General features: G+C 72.8%; 15 protein-coding genes. 8 read left to right on the top strand and 7 right to left on the bottom strand.

Annotated features, from left to right (window positions below; translation table 11 throughout):
- Window positions 1-12: 12 nt before the first annotated feature.
- The 4 genes from OOT46_RS07180 to OOT46_RS07165 all read left to right on the top strand — a co-directional run bounded on the left by OOT46_RS07180 (window position 13) and on the right by OOT46_RS07165 (window position 4989).
- A complete protein-coding gene (locus OOT46_RS07180; protein ID WP_265402909.1) occupies window positions 13-507 on the top strand; it encodes a MarR family winged helix-turn-helix transcriptional regulator in 495 nt (164 codons plus the stop codon).
- A gap of 75 nt (window positions 508-582) precedes the next feature.
- Window positions 583-2037, top strand: a complete 1455-nt coding sequence (locus OOT46_RS07175; RefSeq protein WP_265402908.1) for an efflux transporter outer membrane subunit — start codon at window positions 583-585, stop codon at window positions 2035-2037.
- 58 nt (window positions 2038-2095) lie between these two features.
- Window positions 2096-3403 carry an HlyD family efflux transporter periplasmic adaptor subunit gene (locus OOT46_RS07170; RefSeq protein ID WP_265402907.1) on the top strand — a complete coding sequence of 436 codons (1308 nt, stop codon included), beginning with the start codon at window positions 2096-2098 and terminating at the stop codon, window positions 3401-3403.
- 14 nt (window positions 3404-3417) lie between these two features.
- Window positions 3418-4989, top strand: a complete 1572-nt coding sequence (locus OOT46_RS07165; protein ID WP_265402906.1) for a DHA2 family efflux MFS transporter permease subunit — start codon at window positions 3418-3420, stop codon at window positions 4987-4989.
- A 37-nt stretch (window positions 4990-5026) separates the two neighbouring features.
- Here the strand turns inward: OOT46_RS07165 and OOT46_RS07160 are convergent, their stop codons facing one another.
- Both OOT46_RS07160 and OOT46_RS07155 read right to left on the bottom strand, forming a co-directional pair.
- The gene (locus OOT46_RS07160) at window positions 5027-6136 is read right to left on the bottom strand and encodes a lipocalin-like domain-containing protein (RefSeq protein ID WP_416136161.1); all 1110 of its coding nucleotides are present in this window, start codon (window positions 6134-6136) and stop codon (window positions 5027-5029) included.
- The gene (locus tag OOT46_RS07155; protein ID WP_265402966.1) at window positions 6136-8649 is read right to left on the bottom strand and encodes an FtsX-like permease family protein; all 2514 of its coding nucleotides are present in this window, start codon (window positions 8647-8649) and stop codon (window positions 6136-6138) included. Before OOT46_RS07155 ends, OOT46_RS07160 begins: the two co-directional genes overlap by 1 nt.
- 164 nt (window positions 8650-8813) lie before the next feature.
- Between OOT46_RS07155 and OOT46_RS07150 the strand changes: the two genes are divergently transcribed.
- Window positions 8814-9629 (top strand): GGDEF domain-containing protein, encoded by an 816-nt coding sequence (locus OOT46_RS07150; RefSeq protein WP_265402905.1) that lies wholly within the window; start codon window positions 8814-8816, stop codon window positions 9627-9629.
- A 127-nt stretch (window positions 9630-9756) separates the two neighbouring features.
- On the opposite strand, the gene OOT46_RS07145 is transcribed toward OOT46_RS07150, so the two are convergent.
- Both OOT46_RS07145 and miaA read right to left on the bottom strand, forming a co-directional pair.
- Entirely contained in the window at window positions 9757-10488 is a 732-nt protein-coding gene (locus OOT46_RS07145; RefSeq protein ID WP_265402904.1) for an ABC transporter ATP-binding protein, read from the bottom strand.
- Window positions 10485-11444: a tRNA (adenosine(37)-N6)-dimethylallyltransferase MiaA gene (gene miaA, locus OOT46_RS07140; protein WP_265402903.1), complete on the bottom strand. Its 960-nt coding sequence runs from the start codon at window positions 11442-11444 to the stop codon at window positions 10485-10487. Before miaA ends, OOT46_RS07145 begins: the two co-directional genes overlap by 4 nt.
- 269 nt (window positions 11445-11713) lie before the next feature.
- Between miaA and OOT46_RS07135 the strand changes: the two genes are divergently transcribed.
- Genes OOT46_RS07135 through OOT46_RS07125 form a run of 3 tightly spaced genes read left to right on the top strand, consistent with a single transcriptional unit; the run spans window position 11714 to window position 13414 of the window.
- A complete protein-coding gene (locus tag OOT46_RS07135; RefSeq protein ID WP_265402902.1) occupies window positions 11714-12142 on the top strand; it encodes a PA2779 family protein in 429 nt (142 codons plus the stop codon).
- Window positions 12143-12149: 7 nt separating this feature from the next.
- Window positions 12150-13145, top strand: coding sequence for a PA2778 family cysteine peptidase (locus tag OOT46_RS07130; protein ID WP_265402901.1), 996 nt, complete (start codon window positions 12150-12152; stop codon window positions 13143-13145).
- A gap of 53 nt (window positions 13146-13198) precedes the next feature.
- Window positions 13199-13414: a hypothetical protein gene (locus OOT46_RS07125; protein ID WP_265402900.1), complete on the top strand. Its 216-nt coding sequence runs from the start codon at window positions 13199-13201 to the stop codon at window positions 13412-13414.
- Between the two features lie 20 nt (window positions 13415-13434).
- On the opposite strand, the gene OOT46_RS07120 is transcribed toward OOT46_RS07125, so the two are convergent.
- The 3 genes from OOT46_RS07120 to mutL form a co-directional block, all read right to left on the bottom strand.
- Window positions 13435-14232: a pseudouridine synthase gene (locus OOT46_RS07120; RefSeq protein WP_322114239.1), complete on the bottom strand. Its 798-nt coding sequence runs from the start codon at window positions 14230-14232 to the stop codon at window positions 13435-13437.
- A 387-nt stretch (window positions 14233-14619) separates the two neighbouring features.
- The gene (locus OOT46_RS07115; protein ID WP_265402899.1) at window positions 14620-15501 is read right to left on the bottom strand and encodes an alpha/beta hydrolase; all 882 of its coding nucleotides are present in this window, start codon (window positions 15499-15501) and stop codon (window positions 14620-14622) included.
- A gap of 138 nt (window positions 15502-15639) precedes the next feature.
- Window positions 15640-17538, bottom strand: coding sequence for a DNA mismatch repair endonuclease MutL (mutL, locus tag OOT46_RS07110; RefSeq protein ID WP_265402898.1), 1899 nt, complete (start codon window positions 17536-17538; stop codon window positions 15640-15642).
- Between the last annotated feature and the right edge of the window lie 31 nt (window positions 17539-17569).

The following is a 17569-nucleotide window of genomic DNA, read 5'->3' as shown; positions in this document are numbered from 1 at the left end:
AATGTCTTGCCCATGTCCCGAGTTCCCAAGCCTGCCGAGTTTTACCGCGCCGACGGCTACACCGCCGACGAGAGCGTCGGCCATCTGATGCGCCGCGTGCTGGGCCTGATCGCCAACGCGGTCGACCGGCGCCTGGCGCCTCAGGGCCTGACGCATGTGCAGTGGGCCCCGCTCTACAAGATCCGCGCCTTCCAGGCGACCACGGTGGCCGAACTGGCGCGCCAGACGCAGACCGACACCGGCGCGATGACACGCCTGCTCGACCGGCTCGAAAGCAAGGGCCTGTGCCGGCGCGTGCGCTCGACCCAGGACCGGCGGGTCGTGCAGATCGAGCTGACCCCGGAAGGCGAGCGCCTTGCCGATGAAGTCCCGGGTGTGTTGTCCGAGGTGCTCAACGCGCACCTGGCCGGTTTCAGCGAGCCCGAGTGGCAGACCCTCAAGGACTACCTCCGCCGCATGATCGCCAACGGCGAAGCGCTGCGCGGGGAGGAGCGGTCCGACAGCTGAGGCGGGAGGCAGCTCCTTCCTCTTTTTTCGGTTTGATTGTTGCCTAGGCAAATACAGCTATAGCAAGGTTTGACGATGAGCGTCTCCCTTTCCTCACGCCCCACCTGGCGCCCGCGCCTGGGCGCGGTCCTGCTGGTTGCGCTGGCCCTTGCCGGCTGCGCCAGCTACTCCGGCATCGAGCCTCAGGCCCGGGCGTTCAGCCCCGAGGCGGCCGGCTTGGCCGGCGCGTCGGCACCTGTCACGGCCTCGGTGCGTCCGCAATGGTGGCGCGACTTCCAGGATCCGGCGCTGGATGCGCTGATCGAGCGCGCGCTGGCCGACCACCCCGGCCTGGTGGTCGCGCAAGCCCGGCTGCAGCGCGCTTCGGCGGCCACCGGTCTGGCCGATGCAGCGGGCGGCCTGCAGGTGCAGGGCAAGGCGGAGGCGACCCGCCAGCGCTACACCGAAAACGGCATGGTGCCGCCGCCGCTGGCCGGCTCGATGGCCACCACCGCCACGCTGCAACTGGGCGCCAGCTGGGAGATCGACTTTTTCGGCCGCCACGCCGCGGCACTGCAGGCTGCGCTGGGCGCCGAGCGAGCGGCGCAGGCCGATGTCGAAGCGGCCCGTGTCCTGCTGGCCGCCAATGTCGCGCGCAGCTACGTGCAGTTGGCCCGCCTGCTGGAACTGCGCGAGGTCAGCGCACGGGCGCTGGCACAGCGCGAAGAGCTGCTGGGCCTGATCCGTCAGCGCGTGCAGGCCGGCCTGGACACCACGGTCGAGTTGCGCCAGGGCGAGGGCGCGCTGCCCGAAACGCGCGGCCAGCTCGAAGCCCTGGACGAGCAGATCGCATTGACGCGCCATGCGCTCGCCGCGCTGACGGCGCAGCCGCCGGCCGCGCTGGCGACCCTGCAGCCCCGTCTCGGCACGGTCGCCGAGCAGCCCTTGCCCGGCAGCTTGCCGGTCGACCTGCTGGGCCGGCGCCCGGACGTCGAGGCGGCCCGCTGGCGGGTCGAAGCAGCCGGCCGCGACGTCGCCGCCGCGAAGGCGCAGTTTTATCCCAACGTCAACCTGGTCGCCTTCGCCGGTCTGTCCTCGATCGGCCTGGACCGGCTGCTCGAAAGCGGCAGCCAGCAGTACGGCATCGGCCCCGCCATCCACCTGCCCGTCTTCGACAGCCGGCGCCTGCGTGCCGGCCTGCGCGGCAAGACCGCCGAGCTGGACGCCGCCGTCGGCAGCTACAACTCGGCGGTGATCGACGCGGTGCACGAGGTGGCCGACCAGCTCGCCTCCGCCGCCTCGGTGTTGCGCCAGCAGCGCGAGCAGCAGGCCGCCGCGGCGGCCGCCGAAAGCGCCTACGACCTGGCGCTGCAACGCTACCGCGCGGGTCTCGGCAGCTACCTGACGGTGCTCAGCGCCGAGACCAGCGTGCTCGCGCAGCGCCGCCAGGCCACCGACCTCAAGGCCCGCGCGCTCGACAGCCGCATCGGCCTGATGCGCGCGCTCGGCGGCGGCTACACCGCCGAGGCCGCCTTCGCGCCGCACAGCTGAGCCGTCGCCCCAGGACCTGGCACGCCGCCCACCTTCCATCGAATTCCGAAACATCATCATGAGCCATTCCTCCAACGCGCCCGCCGCTGCCGAAGACATCAACGCCACCCGCCGCGCGCGACGCAAGAAATCGCTCGGCGTGATCGCCGCCGCCGTGCTGCTCGTCGGCGGCGGCAGCCTCGCCTGGAACCTGCTGTTCGCCGGGCGGGTCGAGAGCACCGACAACGCCTACGTGCAAGGCCACGTGGTGCAGATCACACCCCAGGTGGGCGGCACCGTGCTCGCCATCGAGGCCGACGACACCGACTACGTGAAGGCCGGCCAGGTGCTGGTGCGCCTCGATCCGGCCGACGCCCGGGTCGCGCTGGAGCAGGCCGAGGCCCAGCTGGCCCAGGCGGTGCGCGAGGTGCGCGTGCTGTTCGCCAACAACGGCGCACTGCAGGCCCAGATCGCGCTGCGCGAGGCCGACCTGGCGCGCGCCCGCAGCGAGCTCGCGCGGGCTCAGGACGACGTGGCCCGCCGCACCCCGCTGGTGGCCACCGGCGCGGTCGGCAAGGAAGAGTTCAACCATGCCAATGCCCAGCTCGCTGCAGCGCGCAGCGCGGTCGCGGCGGCCGAGTCGGCCGTCATGGCGGCCCGCCAGCAGCTCGGCTCCAACCAGTCGCTCACCGAAGGCACCAGCGTCCAGCAGCACCCCAGCGTGCAGCGCGCCGCCGCCCGCGTGCGCGAGGCCTACCTGGCGCTCAAGCGCGCCGACCTGCCGGCGCCGCTGGAAGGCCACATCGCCCGCCGCAGCGTGCAGGTGGGCCAGCGTGTGCAGGCGGGTGCGCCGCTGATGTCCATCGTGCCGCTCAAGCAGGTGTGGGTGGACGCGAACTTCAAGGAAAGCCAGCTGCAGCGCCTGCGCATCGACCAGCCGGTGACGCTCACGGCCGACGTCTACGGCAGCCAGGTCGAGTACCACGGCCGGGTGGCCGGCCTGGGGGCCGGCACCGGCGCCGCCTTCTCGCTGCTGCCGGCGCAGAACGCGACCGGCAACTGGATCAAGGTGGTGCAGCGTGTGCCGGTGCGCATCGCGCTCGACCCCAAGGAGCTGGAGGCGCACCCGCTGCGCGTGGGCCTGTCGATGGAAGCGCGTGTCGACGTGAGCGATCTGGACGGCAAGACCCTGGCCGACGCACCGCGCCGCGCGCCGGTGGCCCAGACCACGGTGTTCGAGCCGATCGACCGCGACGCCGACGCGCTGGTGCAGAAGATCATCGCGGGCAACGTCGGCTCCGGGGCGCACGCGCCGATCCGCCGTGAGACCGTGGCGAAGCCGGCCGCCGGCGTGCAGGCCGGCGTTGCCCTGGCCCGCCGTTCCTGAGCCGGTCCCCGCCCATGAGCGCGACTCCACAAGCTCCGGCGGCCTACCTGCCGCCCCCGCCGCTGCAAGGCGGCTCGCTGGTGCTCGGCACCCTGGCGCTGTCGCTGGCGACCTTCATGAACGTGCTCGACTCGTCGATCGCGAACGTGTCGCTGCCGGCCATCGCCGGCGACCTGGGCGTCAGCCCGAGCCAGGGCACCTGGGTCATCACCAGCTTCGGCGTCGCCAACGCCATCTCGGTGCCGCTGACCGGCTGGCTGACGCAGCGTTTCGGCGCGGTGCGCCTGTTCACGGCAAGCGTGCTGCTGTTCGTGCTGGCGTCCTGGCTGTGCGGCTTCGCGCCTTCGCTGGAGCTGCTGATCGCCTTCCGCGTGCTGCAGGGGCTGGTGGCGGGGCCGATGATCCCCTTGTCGCAGACCCTGCTGCTGTCCAGCTACCCGAAGTCCAAGGCCGGCTCCGCGCTCGGCATGTGGGCGATGACGACCCTGGTGGCCCCGGTGATGGGGCCGCTGCTGGGCGGCTGGATCACCGACAACGTGTCCTGGCCCTGGATCTTCTACATCAACGTGCCGGTGGGGCTGCTCGCGGCCGCCATCACCTGGCGCATCTACGCCAGGCGCGAGACGCCGACCCGCAAGCTGCCGGTCGACGGGGTGGGCATCGCCTTGGTGGTGCTGTGGGTCGGCGCGCTGCAGATGATGCTGGACAAGGGCAAGGAGCTGGACTGGTTCCACTCCGAGGAGATCATTGCCTACGCGGTGGTCGCGGCCATCGGCTTCGTGGTGTTCCTCGCCTGGGAGCTGACCGAGGAGCATCCGATCGTTGACCTGCGCCTGTTCGGCCGGCGCAATTTTGCGCTGGGTTCGCTGACGCTGGCGGTCGCCTACGGCCTGTTTTTCGGCAACGTGGTGCTGCTGCCGCTGTGGCTGCAGCAGTACATGGGTTACACCGCGACGGCCGCCGGCATGGCGCTGGCGCCGGTGGGGCTGTTGGCGATCCTGCTGACACCCCTCGTCGGCAGGAATGTCAGCAAGGTCGATCCGCGCTGGCTGGCCACGGTGGCCTTCCTCGGCTTCGGGCTGGTGCTGTGGATGCGCTCGCACTTCACGAGCCAGGCCGACATGGGGACCATCCTGGTGCCCACCCTGATGCAGGGCGCGGCGATGGCCTTCTTTTTCATCCCGCTCAACACCATCGTGCTCTCGGGGCTGGCGCCCGAGCGCATCCCGGCCGCCTCGGGACTGAGCAACTTCGTGCGCATCACGGCCGGCGCGATGGGCACCTCGCTGTCCACCACGGTGTGGGAGAGCCGCGCGACCTTGCACCACGCCCACCTGGCCGAGCGCCTGCCGGCGACCGACCCGGTGTTGCAGGAGACGATGGCCCGGCTCGCCGCAGCTGGTCTGAGCCCCGAGCAGGCGGCGGCACAGATCAACCGGCTGATGGACCAGCAGGCCTTCACGCGCGCGGCGGACGACATCTTCCTGGCCTCGGCCTTCCTCTTCATCACACTCATCGCGATGCTGTGGTTGACGCGGCCCAGGAAGGGCGGCGCGACAGCCGCGGACGCCGGCGGGGCGCATTGAGGCGGGCAGGGCGGCGGCCGGTGTTGCCGGGCCGGCCCTACAGCCGCAGCCGGTCGGCGTAGCCGGTCATCTCCAGGTAGCCATGGCCGACGCGCCGGCCGGCCGCGTCGAGCAACTCGCTCAGCCCTTCCCAATAGACCGCGCCGGTGGAGCCGCGGCTGTCGAGCTCCTGGTTCTCCAGCAGGGCCCGCACGGTGTACCGGCCGACCGGCGTTTCCACCGTCCAGCGCACCGGGTAGCTGGCGCGGGTTGCCGGGCTGGTCCAGCGCGGCCCGGGCAGGAAGTGCACCTCCTCGGCCGCGAAGCTGCGGCTGCTCGGGCTGCCCGCGGGGCGGAAGCTGCCGCCGGCCCACAGGGTGCTGCCATCGGCGCGGCGCAGGCGGAAGGCACACAGTGCGCCGCCGTCGTCCAGGTTCATGCCGATCCAGTCCCAGCCGGTCGCGCTCGGGTCCAGCAGTGCCTCGCTCCACCACTCATGGTCCAGCCAGGCCCGGCCCTGCACGGCGTGCCAGCGGTCGCCGACTCTCACGCGGCCCTGCACGGCGAGCTGCGGCTGCGAGTAGTAATGGCTGGCCTGTTGCGGCAAGGGCCCCTTCTGCGAGTAACCGGCGTCGCCCTGCAGCAGCAGCGGCTGGGTCTGGTTCAGGTCCAGCTCCAGCGCGAAGGCCGCGGCCGTCAGCACACCGCGGTAGCGGCTCTGGCCGGGCGGACCGAAGCGCGTCAGGCGCCAGTCGCGCAGCTTCACGTCGGTGTCCATGGTCGAGGCGCCAGCGATGCCGAAGCCGGCGCGCGCGATGCGCTGGTCGTGCAGCAGGCGGCCGGCGCCGAGATCGGTCAGCGCCGCATGCGCGAATACCAGCTGGGTGGCGGCAAAGCGGCTGGTGGTGCCGGACGCCGCGTCGACGCGCGAGCGGAAAAACGTGATCTGGAAGCCGAAGGGCCGGGCTTCGCCCGGCGCCTGCAGCCGCCCGGTGATGTACCACCACTCGGTGCGGTGCTCCGGGTGCGCGCCGAAATCGCGCGGGAAGGCCAGCATCGTGCCGCGCCGCACGGTGGGCGGTGCAGGCGGCTGCGTGGTTTGGGCCCATCCGACGCCGGGCGCCAGCAGCAGTCCGCCGGCCGTCCTGAGCCAGCCGCGTCTCGACATCACCAGTCCTCCTTCACGGCCAGCACCGCGTCGCGCCCGGCCGCGGCGCGGCCGGCGAGGTAGGCGGTCAGGCTGCCGGCCAGCACCACCGCAGCGCACAGCGCCAGCAGCCGGCCCCAAGGCAACAGCAGGTCCATGCTCCAGTGGAAACTCTGCGGGTTGACCACGTGCACCAGCACCACGCTCACCATCAGGCCCAGCGCCAATCCCAGCGCGGCGCCCGCCGCGGTCCAGGCCGCCCCTTCGCCGGCCACCACCGCCAGCACCTGGGCCCGCGTGAAGCCGAGGTGCCGCAGCAAGCCGAACTCCTTGCGCCGCGCCAGCACCTGGGCCGAGAAGCTGGCCGCGATGCCGAACAGGCCGATCGCCACGGCGACCGCCTGCAGCCAATAGGTGACGGCGAAGCTGCGGTCGAAGATCTGTAGCGAGCGCGCCCGGATCTCGCCGGCCGAGGCGAAGTCGAGCGGGGCGGCCGCGCCGCCCAGCGCCCGGATGCCGGCCTGCACCTGCGCGGCGGAGGCGCCGTCGCGCAGCCACAGCGACAGGTCGTTGACCCGCGTGTCGCCGGTGTGGCGCACGAAGTCGGCGCTGTCGATCACGACCGAGCCGTGCTGGCGCACATAGTCGCGCCAGATGCCGCGCACCTCGCCCTCGAGCGCCGGCCCGCCGGGCCCGGGCAGCGGCAGCCGCAGGCGGGTGCCGGGCCGGGCACCGTAGAGGTCGACCATGGCCTCGCTGACGAACAGGCCGACGACACCCGGCCGGGCCGGTTTCAGCTCGCCGGTCAGCGGCAGGCTGCGCTCGGGCTCGCTGAGCGGACGCGCGATCAAGGCCACGCCGGGGCGTGTCGGGGCCAGCGTCAGGCTGGTGATGCGCAGGGTCTCGAGCCGCTCGACACCGTCCAGCCGCGCCACCGCCTCGACCAGCTCGGGAGCCAGGAACACGGCCTCGGCGCTTGCCGTATCGACGGCGGTGCGCACATACAGGTCGGCGGGCAGCACCGCGTCCAGCCAGCGTCCCACCGAGTCCCGGAAGCTCGCCACCATGACGGTCAAGGCCACTGCAAGACTGAGCGCGGCGACCACACCGGCCACCGCGACCGTGGCGCTGTGGCGCATACGGCGCGCCCGCTCCACCGCGAGCAGCGCTTGCGGCTGGCGGCTCGGGCCGAGCGCGGCCAGCAGCAACGCTACGGCGTCGGGAACGCAGGCAATGCCACCGACCAGCAGGGCCGCCACCGACAGGTAGGCGAACAGCGGCAGTCCGCCCACCGGCGGCAGCAGCGCCAGAGCCGCGCCGCCGGCCAGCAGCACCAGTCCGAGGCCGCGCCGGCCGCGGCGGCTCTGCAGGTCGCCCAGGCCCTTGAGCGCTTGCGCCGGCGCGAGCGCCTGCGCCGCGCGCGCGGGCAACCAGCCGCCCAGCAAGGCCGCCAGCACGCCCAGCCCGCCGTAAAGCAGGGCGGCGGCCGACGAGAACTGCAGGCCGGGCGCGACGCCGGGGAAATAGCCGCCGCCCAGGTCGCCGGCCAGCAGGCGCAGCGCCAGCGCGGCCAAGCCGGTGCCCAGCGCCAGGCCGAGCGCACTGCCCAGCCCCCCCAGCAGCGCCGCCTCGGCCACCACCAGCTGCAGCCGCTCGCGAGCGCTCAGGCCCAGCACGCCCAGCAGCGCGAAATGCTGCAGGCGCTTGGCGACCGACAGCGACAGCACCGAAAACACCAGAAAACCGCCGGTGAACAGGGCCACCAGCGCCAGCACCGTGAGGTTGACCCGGTAGGCGCGCGAGACATTGGAGATGCGCTCCGACGCGTCCTGCGGGCCGACCGCCTGCACGCCCGGCGGCAGCGCCAGCGTGCGCCGCACGGCCTCCGACGAGGCCCCGGCGGCGAGCTGCAGGTCGATGCGCGAGAGCCGGCCCAGTCGGCCGAAGGCGGCCTGGGCCCCGGCGATGTCCATCACGCCCAGCGCCGGGCCGGCCGCGGCCACGCTGCCGACCACCCGCAAGCGGACCCAGTCCAGCCCGCTCTGGACCTCGACGGTCTCGCCCGGCCGCAGCCCCAGCGCCTGCTGCGCCGCAGCGTTGAGTGAGATCGCCCCGGGCGCGAACAGGTTCAGCCTGTCCTCGTTCTCCGCCAGCTGCGGCAGCAGTGCCGGCGCCAGCGGCGCGACGACCAGGGCGTCAATCCCGGCCACGCGCAGCGCGACGCGCCGGCCATCGGGGCGTCTCGCATAGCTCTGGACCTCGACCACCGGGCTGGCGTGGGCGACCTGTGGATGAGCGGCAACGGCTTCGTAGAGTGCCTCGTCGAAGCCGCCCTGCGGCCCGCGCAGCTCCAGGTCGGGCTGGCCGTTGACGGCACGCACCGCGGCGCTGAACTCGCTCAGCGCCGACTGGTTGATCAGGTGCACCGAAAACGCCAGCGCCACGCCGAGCAGCACCGCCAGCACGGCGGCGAGGTGCCGCCAGGGATGGTGGCGCAGCTCGCTCCAGGAGTAGGTCGACAGCAGCCGGCGCAGCGGCGAGGCCGGGGGGCGAGGGGCGCGAAGAGGCAGGGAGGCGGGGCTCACCCCCGTATTGTGCGGTGGCGCCTGCGCCACACTCCCCAGGTTCGGGGGCGTGAAAAATTCACACGAGCTGCGAGTCGCGTGTAAACATCAGCGCTTTTTGCATCAGCCCCGCCGTGGAAGCCTCGCACCATCCTCTTCCGCCTCCCGCCGCACCGACCGGCTGGGACCACCTGCGGCGCCGGGTGCTGGCCCTCGGGCTCACCCGGGCCAACCTGCTCTACACCTTGCTGGTGCTGGGACCCTCGATGTGCATCAGCGGCAGCATCAACTGGTTGGTGGGGCGGCCGCTGCAGCCGGCGCTGATCGCCACCTCGGTGTGTGTGCTGACGGTGGCACCGCTGTCGGGCTACCTGATCCTCCGGCTGCTCTACGAGCTGGAGGCGTCGCGTCTGCGGATCCGCCAGCTGGCCATCACCGACGAGCTGACCCACAGCTACAACCGCCGCCACTTCGCTGAACTGGGCGAGGTGGAACTGCTGCGGGCGCGCCGCTACGGCACGCCGCTGGCGCTGATCCTGGTCGATGCCGACCACTTCAAGCAGGTCAACGACACCCATGGGCACCAGTGCGGCGACCAGTTGCTGCGCGAGATCGCGCTGGCCTGCCGAGCCACCTTGCGCAGCACTGACATCCTGGCGCGCTTCGGTGGTGAGGAGCTGATCGTGCTGCTGCCGCAGACCGACCTGGCCGGCGCGCTGGCGATGGCCGAGCGCATCCGCCAGGAGGTCGCGCGGCTCGCGCTGGACTGGCGCGAGAAGACGGTGGAAGCCACCGTGAGCCTGGGCGTGGCGGCGTTGCGGCCTGAGATGAGCGGCCTCGAAGCCCTGATTCACGATGCTGACGTCGCGCTTTACGACGCGAAGCGTGCCGGCCGCAACCGCGTCTGCAGCGCGCGCTACGGCCACCTCGGGGCCGTGGCCGGCGGTTGACCGGCGAGCCGCCTCAAGCGGCCCGTCTCGGCCCGAGTGGCACCACGTAGTCCGCGTCGCTCATCAGGTCGATGCCGCAGCTCAGGCCCTGCAGACAGCCGGCGCCGGTGGCGCGGCTTGATGCCGGTCAATGCTCGATGGGCTCGGGATCGCCGGCGGCGGTCAGCCCTTCGGCGGTCAGCCTCAGCACCCGGTCGGCCCGTCGCGCCGCGCCGAGCGAATGGGTCACCAGCACGCAGGCCGCCCGGTGCTCGCTCACCTGCCGGGCCAGCGCGTCCATCACGCGCTGCGCCGTCGCGGGGTCGAGGTTGCCGGAGGGTTCGTCGGCCAGGATCAGCGCCGGGCGGTGGATCAAAGCCCGCGCGATCGCGACGCGTTGCAGCTGGCCGCCTGAGAGCTGTTGCGGCAGCCGCTCGCCCAGCCCTTGCAGCCCGACCGCCTGCAGCGCCTGCTCGACCCGGCTGTCGTCGGGCGTGCCCAGCAGCAGCAGCGGCAGCGCGACGTTTTGCGCCACCGAAAGATGCGGCAGCACGTGGAAAGCCTGGAACACGAAGCCGAGATGACGGCGGCGGAAGTGCGCCTGAGCGGTCTCGTCCAGGCGGCTCACCGGCTGTCCCAGCACCTCCACCTCGCCGGCGTCGGGCCGGTCCAACGCGGCGATGCAGTTGAGCAGCGTGGACTTGCCGACCCCCGACTCCCCCAGGACGGCGACAAACTCGCCGGGCGCGACGACGAGGTCGGCACCGCGGAACACCCAGTCCTCCCCGTAGCGCTTGCCGAGCCCGCGCACCTGCAGCACCGGGCCCCCGGAACTCTGCGGCATCTCGGGCGTCCGGCCGGTCGAGGCGGTGGCCTTCATGGCCCGGCCTCCATCTCCTGGTGCAGCCGCTGGACCGCCTTCACGACCTGGTCGGTGGCATTGTCGGCGTCGCACGCCACCACCTCGCGGTGCGGCATGCCGCGCAGCCAGGTCAGCTGCCGCTTGGCGAGCTGGCGCGTCGCGGCTGCGCCGCGCTCGGCCAGTTCGCCCGCCGGGAACTCGCCGTCCAGCATCTCCCAGACCTGCCGATAGCCCACGCAACGCATCGAGGGCAGCGCCAGGCTCAGGTCGCCGCGGGCGCGCAGCCGCTGCACCTCATCGACCAGGCCCTGCGCGAGCATGGCCTCGAAGCGCGCGCCGATGCGGCCGTGCAGCCAGTCGCGCCGGTCCGGCTCCAGCGAGACCAGCGGTGCCGGCGGTGGCAGCGCGGCGCGTTCGGCGCCGAAACGGTCGGTGTGGAAGGCAGAGAGCGGCTGGCCCGAGACGCGCCAGACTTCCAGCGCGCGCTGGATGCGCTGTGAATCGTTGGGGGACAGGCGCGCGGCGGTGCCCGGGTCGACGCGGGCCAGTTCGGCGTGCAAGGCCGGCCAGCCCCGTTGCGCCGCCTCGGCGTCCAGCGCCGCGCGCACCTCGGGGTCGGCGGCCGGCAGCGGGTCCATGCCGTCGAGCAAAGCCTTGAAATAAAGCATCGTGCCGCCCACCAGCAGCGGCAGGCGCCCGCGGCCCCGGATCTCGCCGACGAGGCGCGTCGCGTCGGCGACGAACTGCGCAGCCGAATAGGCCCCGGCCGGGTCGAGGATGTCGATCAGGTGGTGCGGCACGCTGTCCAGCTCGGCCCGGCTCGGCTTGGCGGTGCCAAGGTCCATGCCGCGGTAGACCAGCGCCGAGTCGACGCTGACGATCTCTATCGGCAGCACCCGGGCCACCGCCAGCGCGGCGGCGGTTTTGCCCGAGGCGGTCGGACCGGCGAGGCAGATGCAGTCGAGCCGGCTCATGGCACGGCGGGCCCGCGGGCAGCGACGGCCGGCGGGGCGGGATACAGGAAAACCATGCCGGGAGGGTAGCAGAGCCGATCCCGGGCCCGCGGGGCGGCAGACATATCTGCAAACAGTCGCTCACCTTGAGACCCGGTTGCCCACGCGGGTTTAGCCGCACAATCCGTGCGCTCGGGGCCCGAGCCCCGCGGCGCGCACCAGTGGCGGCGCCCGGACGGCCTGTCCCGTGTTTACACAGTCCACACGAATTCCCTCGAAGGAGATCCGCCATGACCCGCTCCCCGTCCTTGTCCCGCTTCGTGCGCTCGACGGCCTGCGCCGTGTCGCTGTCGCTGGCCTTCGGCGCGATGGCCCAGACCAGCCAGGCCACGCTGATCAGCACCGAGCAGGTGGCGCAGGAGGTGGCGGCCCAGGCCCGCAGCGCCGCCGGCGACACCCAGCGCGCCCGGCTGGCCACCGAGCTCGACCGCCCCGGCCTGGCGGAGCGTCTGCAGGCCTACGGCGTCAGCGCGGAGCAGGCGCGCGAGCGGGTGGCAGCCTTGAGCGACGAGGACGCGGCGGCCCTGGTGGCCCAGATCGACGAGGCGCCGGCTGGCGGTGACGTGCTGGGTGTGGTGGTCTTCGTCTTCGTGTTGCTGCTGGTGACCGACATCCTCGGCTTCACGAAGATCTTCCCCTTCACCCGCTCGGTCCGCTGAGTTTGCCGTGTTGAGCAGTACACGGGCCGGGCTGGAAGTTGCCGGCCCGGAAAGCCGGCGCCGGCTGCTTGCGGGTGCCGGGGCCTGGGCCGCACTGGGTCTGGCGGGCTGCGCTGCCACCCAGACCTCCCTGCTGCTCGGCCGCGACGGCGCGGCGGGCCTGCCACGCCGCGTCGAGCTGGAGAACACGCCGTTTTTCCCGCAGGACCAGCGCTATCTCTGCGGCCCCGAGTCGCTCGCAGCGGTGCTGGGAGCCGCCGGCATTCCTGCGACGCCGGCCGAGCTGCAGCCGCTGGTCTACCTGCCCGGTCGCGAGGGCTCGCTGCAGATCGAGATGCTGGCCGCCGCGCGCCGGCTGGGCGCACTGGCGGTGCAACTGCCGCCCCAGCTGGGCGCGCTGTGCCGCGAGCTGGCAGCCGGCTCGCCGGTGGTGATCCTGCAGAACCTGGGCCTGGCGGTGGCGCCGACCTGGCACTACGCGGTGGTCGTCGGGTACGACCTCGATGCGGGCAGCGTGCTGCTGCGTTCGGGCCACGAGCGGCGTCTGGCGATGCGCATGCACACCTTCGAGCACACCTGGGCGCGCTCGCAGCACTGGGCTTTTGTCGCGCTGCCGCCCGGCCGGCTGCCCGCCAGCGCCGGCGAGGCCGAGCTGACACGCGCCTTGCTGGCCTTCGAGCGTGTCGGGCAGCCCGCGGCGGCGGCGGTCGCCTACCAGACCGCGGTCGAGCGTTGGCCACACAACCTGACCTTGCAGATGGGCCGCGGCAACACCCTGTATGCTGCGGGCCGGAAGGTCGAGGCCAGCGCCGTTTTCGAAGCTGTCGGCCGGGCCCACCGCCATGCCGCTGCCTGGATCAACCACGGCAACGTCGAGCTCGAACTCGGCCGCCGTGACCGGGCCCGCGAAGCGGCGCGGCAGGCCCTGGCGCTGGGCGGCCCGTTCCTGCCGCAGGCCAAGGCGCTGCAGGAGAAGGTCGAGGCGGCGGGCGCAACGCGCTAGCGCCGAATGAAAAAAAGCAGGGGCCGGTCCCGGCGCCGGTTCGGAGAGTCGTGATGAAGAAGATCGTGTTGGCCGTGGCGGGCAGCGCCCTGATCGGGCTGGGCGGGTACATCCTGGTGCGCGGGCTGTCGCTCACCTCGAATGAGACCGTCTTCCAGCTGGGCGACTTCAAGGCCCAGGTGCAGACCGAAAAGCGGGTGCCGGCCTGGGCCGGCGCCGCGGCGCTGGCCAGCGGCGTGGCGCTGCTGGCGCTGGGCCTGCGCAAGTAGCGGCGCTCCCGCAGACCCGCTCAGAACCGCTCGTCGTCGCGCAGGTAGCGCCACTGGCCGGGCGGCAGCTCGCCGAGCACGACGCTGCCGATGCGAATGCGCTTGAGGCCGACGACCTTCAGGCCCACCGCTTCGCACATGCGCCGGATCTGGCGCTTGCGGCCCTCGCGCAGCACGAAACGCAGCTGGTCCTCGTTCTGCCACGACACCTTGGCCGGCAGCAGCTGCTTGCCGTCCAGGCTCAACCCGTGGCGCAGCCGCATCAGGTCTTCCTGCGGAAAGACGTCGGGCAAGCGGCCCGGGCGGTGGTACTGCACCCGCACCAGATATTCCTTCTCGACCGAGGAGTCCTGGCCGATCAGGTGGCGCGCGATGCGGCCGTCCTGGGTCAGCACCAGCAGGCCGGTCGAATCGATGTCGAGCCGGCCGGCCGGAGCCAGCCCGCGCAGGTGGGAGCCCTGGAAACGGTTGCCCGAGCGGTCGCCGGGCCAGTGGTTCTGCGCTGTCACCAGCACGGCGGCCGGCTCGTAGCCGTCCTCGGCCTGCCCGCTCACATAGCCGATGGGCTTGTTGAGCAGCACCGTGACGCGCTGCGCCTGCTGCCGGCGCGCCGCCGGGTCCACGCTGATGTGCTGTTCCGGCGAGACCCGGCTGCCCAGTTCGGTGATGGTCTTCCCGTCCACCTGGACCCAGCCGGCTTCGATCCACTCGTCGGCCTCTCGTCGTGAGGCCAGGCCCAGTTCGCTCATGCGCTTGGACAGGCGTGGACGCGGGTCGTCGGAGGGTGGCGCGACGGGGCGGGCGGCGGCCTCGGACACGGCGCGGGCCGCTGCCGGGGCGGTGGACCGGGGCGCTGGGGGCCGCCCCGTGGGTGCCGGGGCAGGGCGTTGTGGCGCCGGCGAACGCGCAGGCTTCACCGCTGCCGAGGTGGACGAGCCGGTCGCCGAGCCGGGTCGCTGACTGGCGCCGGCTTCCTCCCCGCGCGTCGGCGGCGTGCTGGCGACGGCACGCTTGCGCGGCGCAGAGCCGGCCCCACGCACTGGCGGCCGGTCACGGCGCTGGGGGGCTTTTTCTTTCGCGGCGGGCGACAGGGAAATCTTGGGGCGCTGGCTCATCGGGAACATCGGGCGGGAGGAAGTCCCGATTGGACCATGCGCTGGGCGGACGCCGCTGCCCGGCGCAACAATTCCGCGGCTGCCGTCCTGCTAAAACCCGGCGAGTGCTTGCGCCGGCGCGAGCCCGAAAAACTCCTGCAGCGCCGCGCGGTACTGCGCCTCGCCCAGCGCGTGGGTGCTGAAGTGCGAACCGCCTTCGACCAGCTCGAAGCGCTTGCGGCCCGGCACACGCTCGTACAGCGCGCGGCCCAGCTCGGGCCGGATCAGGCTGTCCGCGCTGCCGTGCACCACCAGCACCGGCGCCTTCACCCGCCCCATCCGCTCGGCCGAGTCGAAGCGCTGGGTGATGAGCCAGGAGATCGGCAGCCAGCCCCAGCGCATCGTGGCGAAGACGTCGGCCACCGAGGTGAAGGTGCCCTCGACCATCAAGCCCTGCAGGTCCTCCACCTCCGAGGCCAGATGCACCGCGATCGCGCCGCCCAGCGAATGGCCGAAGATGTAGCGCGGCGCCTGGGGCTGGTGCCGGGCCAGCCACTGCCAGGCGGCCAGCGCGTCTTCGTGGGCGCCTGCCTCGGACGGCAGGCTGGGCGTGCTGAGGCCGAAACCGCGGTAGTCCACCGCCAGCACGCTGAAGCCCATCTCGCGCATGCGCCGGATGCGGTCGCCGCTGGCGCGCCCGCTCACACCCCAGCGGGCGCCGTGCAGGTAGAGCAGGGCGGGCGCGTTCGCCTTGTCCGCCGGGAACCAAAGCGCGTGCAGCCGCACCGGCTCGCCACTCTCGCGCGAGGTGAAGTCGAGCCAGACGTCCTGCGTGCCGGCGGCCGGCGCGGTCCCGGCCCGGGCCGCTGCCGCTTGGGGTTGGAAGATCCAGCGGCGCTGCTGGCTGTCCAGCGCGCTGCAGCCCGCCGTCAGGACCAGCAAGCTCAGCAGGGCCGGCAGGAGGCGCCGGTGGAGGACGACAGCGAAGTTCATGCGCCACAGATCGGCTTCCCGGGCGGGAAGTTCAGGGGCGCCGTGCGCGTTTCCGGCGGCAGTGCGCAGCAAGTCACGGCCCGGGCGCAGGCCCCGGATCCGGGGCCGGCCGCGAAGCCGCCAGGAGAACGGCCGGCCTCAGCGGCCGCGCATGAAGAGGGCGTCGAGCTCGCGCAGCGAGAGCTGCCGCCAGGTCGGGCGGCCGTGGTTGCACTGGTCGGCGCGTTCTGTGCGCTCCATGTCGCGCAGCAGCGCGTTCATCTCGTCCAGCGTGAGGCGGCGGTTGGCGCGCACGGCGCCGTGGCAGGCCATGGTCGCGAGCAGCTCGTGCTGGGCCCGCTGGATCACGTTGCTGGCGTCGTACTGCGAGAGCTCGGCCAGCACGCTGCGGGCCAGCTCGACCACGTCGGCGCCCGGCAGCGCGGCCGGCCGCGAGCGGATCGCCAGGGTCGACGGGCCCAGCGGCGTGATCTCCAGGCCGAGGGTCAGCAAGGCATCGCGCTGTGCCTCGGCGGTCGCGACTTCCTGCGCCGTCGCGGCGAAGGTGGCCGGGATCAGCAGCGGCTGGGACTCGATGCGCTGCGCTTCGAGCCGGCTCTTGAGCTGCTCGTAGACGATCCGTTCGTGGGCCGCGTGCATGTCGACGATGACCAGCCCCTGGGCGTTTTCTGCCAGTACGTAGATGCCGCCGATCTGCGCCACCGCGCGGCCCAGCGGCCAGGCTTCGGGGGCCTCGGCCGGTGCACTGAAAGGCGCCGCACCGGGCTCCGCTGCGGGGGCGCGAGCGGAGCCGGGCTGGGGCGCTGGCCACGAGCGGGGCGCGCTTTCCTGAGCGTAGAGGATGGCCGCGTCGCGCAGCGCCAGGTGGCCTTGCACCTGTGGCTGGAGCGGCCAGGGGGGCGGCGTCGAGCCGTAGCCCCGGCCCTCCGTCGAGGCCGTGCCGCCCGGCCGCAGGCCGCTGTCCGTGGAGGGGGCGGTGGACGTGGCGCCGGGCCAGTGGAGTGCCGGCGCCTCGGCGCCCGGCTCGCCGGCACGCGGCAGCGCCAGCGCGCCGTCGACCGCGTGGCGCACTGCCTGGTGCACCTCGCGCGAATCGCGGAAGCGCACCTCGATCTTGGTCGGGTGCACGTTGACGTCGACCCGCTCGGGCGCGATCTCGACGAACAGCACATAGGTCGGCTGGCGCGAGCCGTGCAGCACGTCCTCGTAGGCCGAGCGGGCGCCGTGCGTCAGCAGTTTGTCGCGCACATAGCGGCCGTTCACATAGCAGTACTGCTGGTCGGCGCGCGAGCGGGCCGCGTCCGGCACGCCGGCGCGGCCGCGGATGTGCAGCGGGCCGATGCGGGCGTCGACCGGGCGGCTCTGCGCGATGAAGTCCTCGCCCAGCACGTCCTTCAGGCGCTGCTCCGCCGAGCCGCGGCGCCACTGCTCGACCAGGCGGCCCTCGTGCCAGACCGCGAAGCCGACCTCCGGACGCACCAGTGCATGGCGGCGCACCGCTTCGACGCAGTGGGCCAGCTCGGTGGCATCGGTCTTCAGGAACTTGCGGCGTGCGGGGGTGCTGAAAAACAGCTCGCGCACCTCCACGCTGGTGCCGACGGCGCGTGCCGCCGGGGCCAGCTCGCCCGAGCGGGCGTCGAGCCGGAAGGCGTGCGGCGCCTCGGCGGTGCGGCTGAGCAGGCTGACCTCGGCGACCGAGGCGATGGCGGCCAGCGCCTCGCCGCGGAAGCCCATCGTGGCGACCGATTCGAGCTCGCTCAGCGAGGCGATCTTGCTGGTGGCGTGGCGCCGCAGCGCCAGCGGCAGTTCGTCGGCCGGAATGCCGGCGCCGTTGTCCTCCACCACGATGGAGCGCACGCCGCCGGCCAGCAGCTTGAGGGTGATCTCGGTGGCGCCCGCGTCCAGCGCGTTGTCGACCAGTTCGCGCACCACCGAGGCGGGCCGCTCGACCACCTCGCCGGCGGCGATCTGGCTGATCAGCTCGTCCGGCAGTTCACGGATCGGGCGTCGCGGGACGGAGAAGGGGAGGGCGCTCATGGGCGGATTTTAGGGCGCCCCGGCACTGCTC

The sequence above is a fragment of the Aquabacterium sp. A7-Y genome (genome assembly GCF_026153205.1).
GTDB lineage: Bacteria > Pseudomonadota > Gammaproteobacteria > Burkholderiales > Burkholderiaceae_C > Caldimonas.
Note: the sequence above shows the minus strand (reverse complement) of the source record. Positions and strands in the feature narration are given on the sequence as shown.

Excerpts from the sequence above, each read along its gene's own strand:
- OOT46_RS07180 (WP_265402909.1), top strand. The coding sequence starts at position 13 with ATGTCCCGAGTTCCCAAGCCTGCCGAGTTTTACCGCGCCGACGGCTAC.
- OOT46_RS07175 (WP_265402908.1), top strand. The coding sequence starts at position 583 with ATGAGCGTCTCCCTTTCCTCACGCCCCACCTGGCGCCCGCGCCTGGGC.
- OOT46_RS07170 (WP_265402907.1), top strand. The coding sequence starts at position 2,096 with ATGAGCCATTCCTCCAACGCGCCCGCCGCTGCCGAAGACATCAACGCC.
- OOT46_RS07165 (WP_265402906.1), top strand. The coding sequence starts at position 3,418 with ATGAGCGCGACTCCACAAGCTCCGGCGGCCTACCTGCCGCCCCCGCCG.
- OOT46_RS07160 (WP_416136161.1), bottom strand. The coding sequence starts at position 6,136 with ATGTCGAGACGCGGCTGGCTCAGGACGGCCGGCGGACTGCTGCTGGCG.
- OOT46_RS07145 (WP_265402904.1), bottom strand. The coding sequence starts at position 10,488 with ATGAAGGCCACCGCCTCGACCGGCCGGACGCCCGAGATGCCGCAGAGT.
- miaA (WP_265402903.1), bottom strand. The coding sequence starts at position 11,444 with ATGAGCCGGCTCGACTGCATCTGCCTCGCCGGTCCGACCGCCTCGGGC.
- OOT46_RS07135 (WP_265402902.1), top strand. The coding sequence starts at position 11,714 with ATGACCCGCTCCCCGTCCTTGTCCCGCTTCGTGCGCTCGACGGCCTGC.
- OOT46_RS07125 (WP_265402900.1), top strand. The coding sequence starts at position 13,199 with ATGAAGAAGATCGTGTTGGCCGTGGCGGGCAGCGCCCTGATCGGGCTG.
- OOT46_RS07115 (WP_265402899.1), bottom strand. The coding sequence starts at position 15,501 with ATGAACTTCGCTGTCGTCCTCCACCGGCGCCTCCTGCCGGCCCTGCTG.
- mutL (WP_265402898.1), bottom strand. The coding sequence starts at position 17,538 with ATGAGCGCCCTCCCCTTCTCCGTCCCGCGACGCCCGATCCGTGAACTG.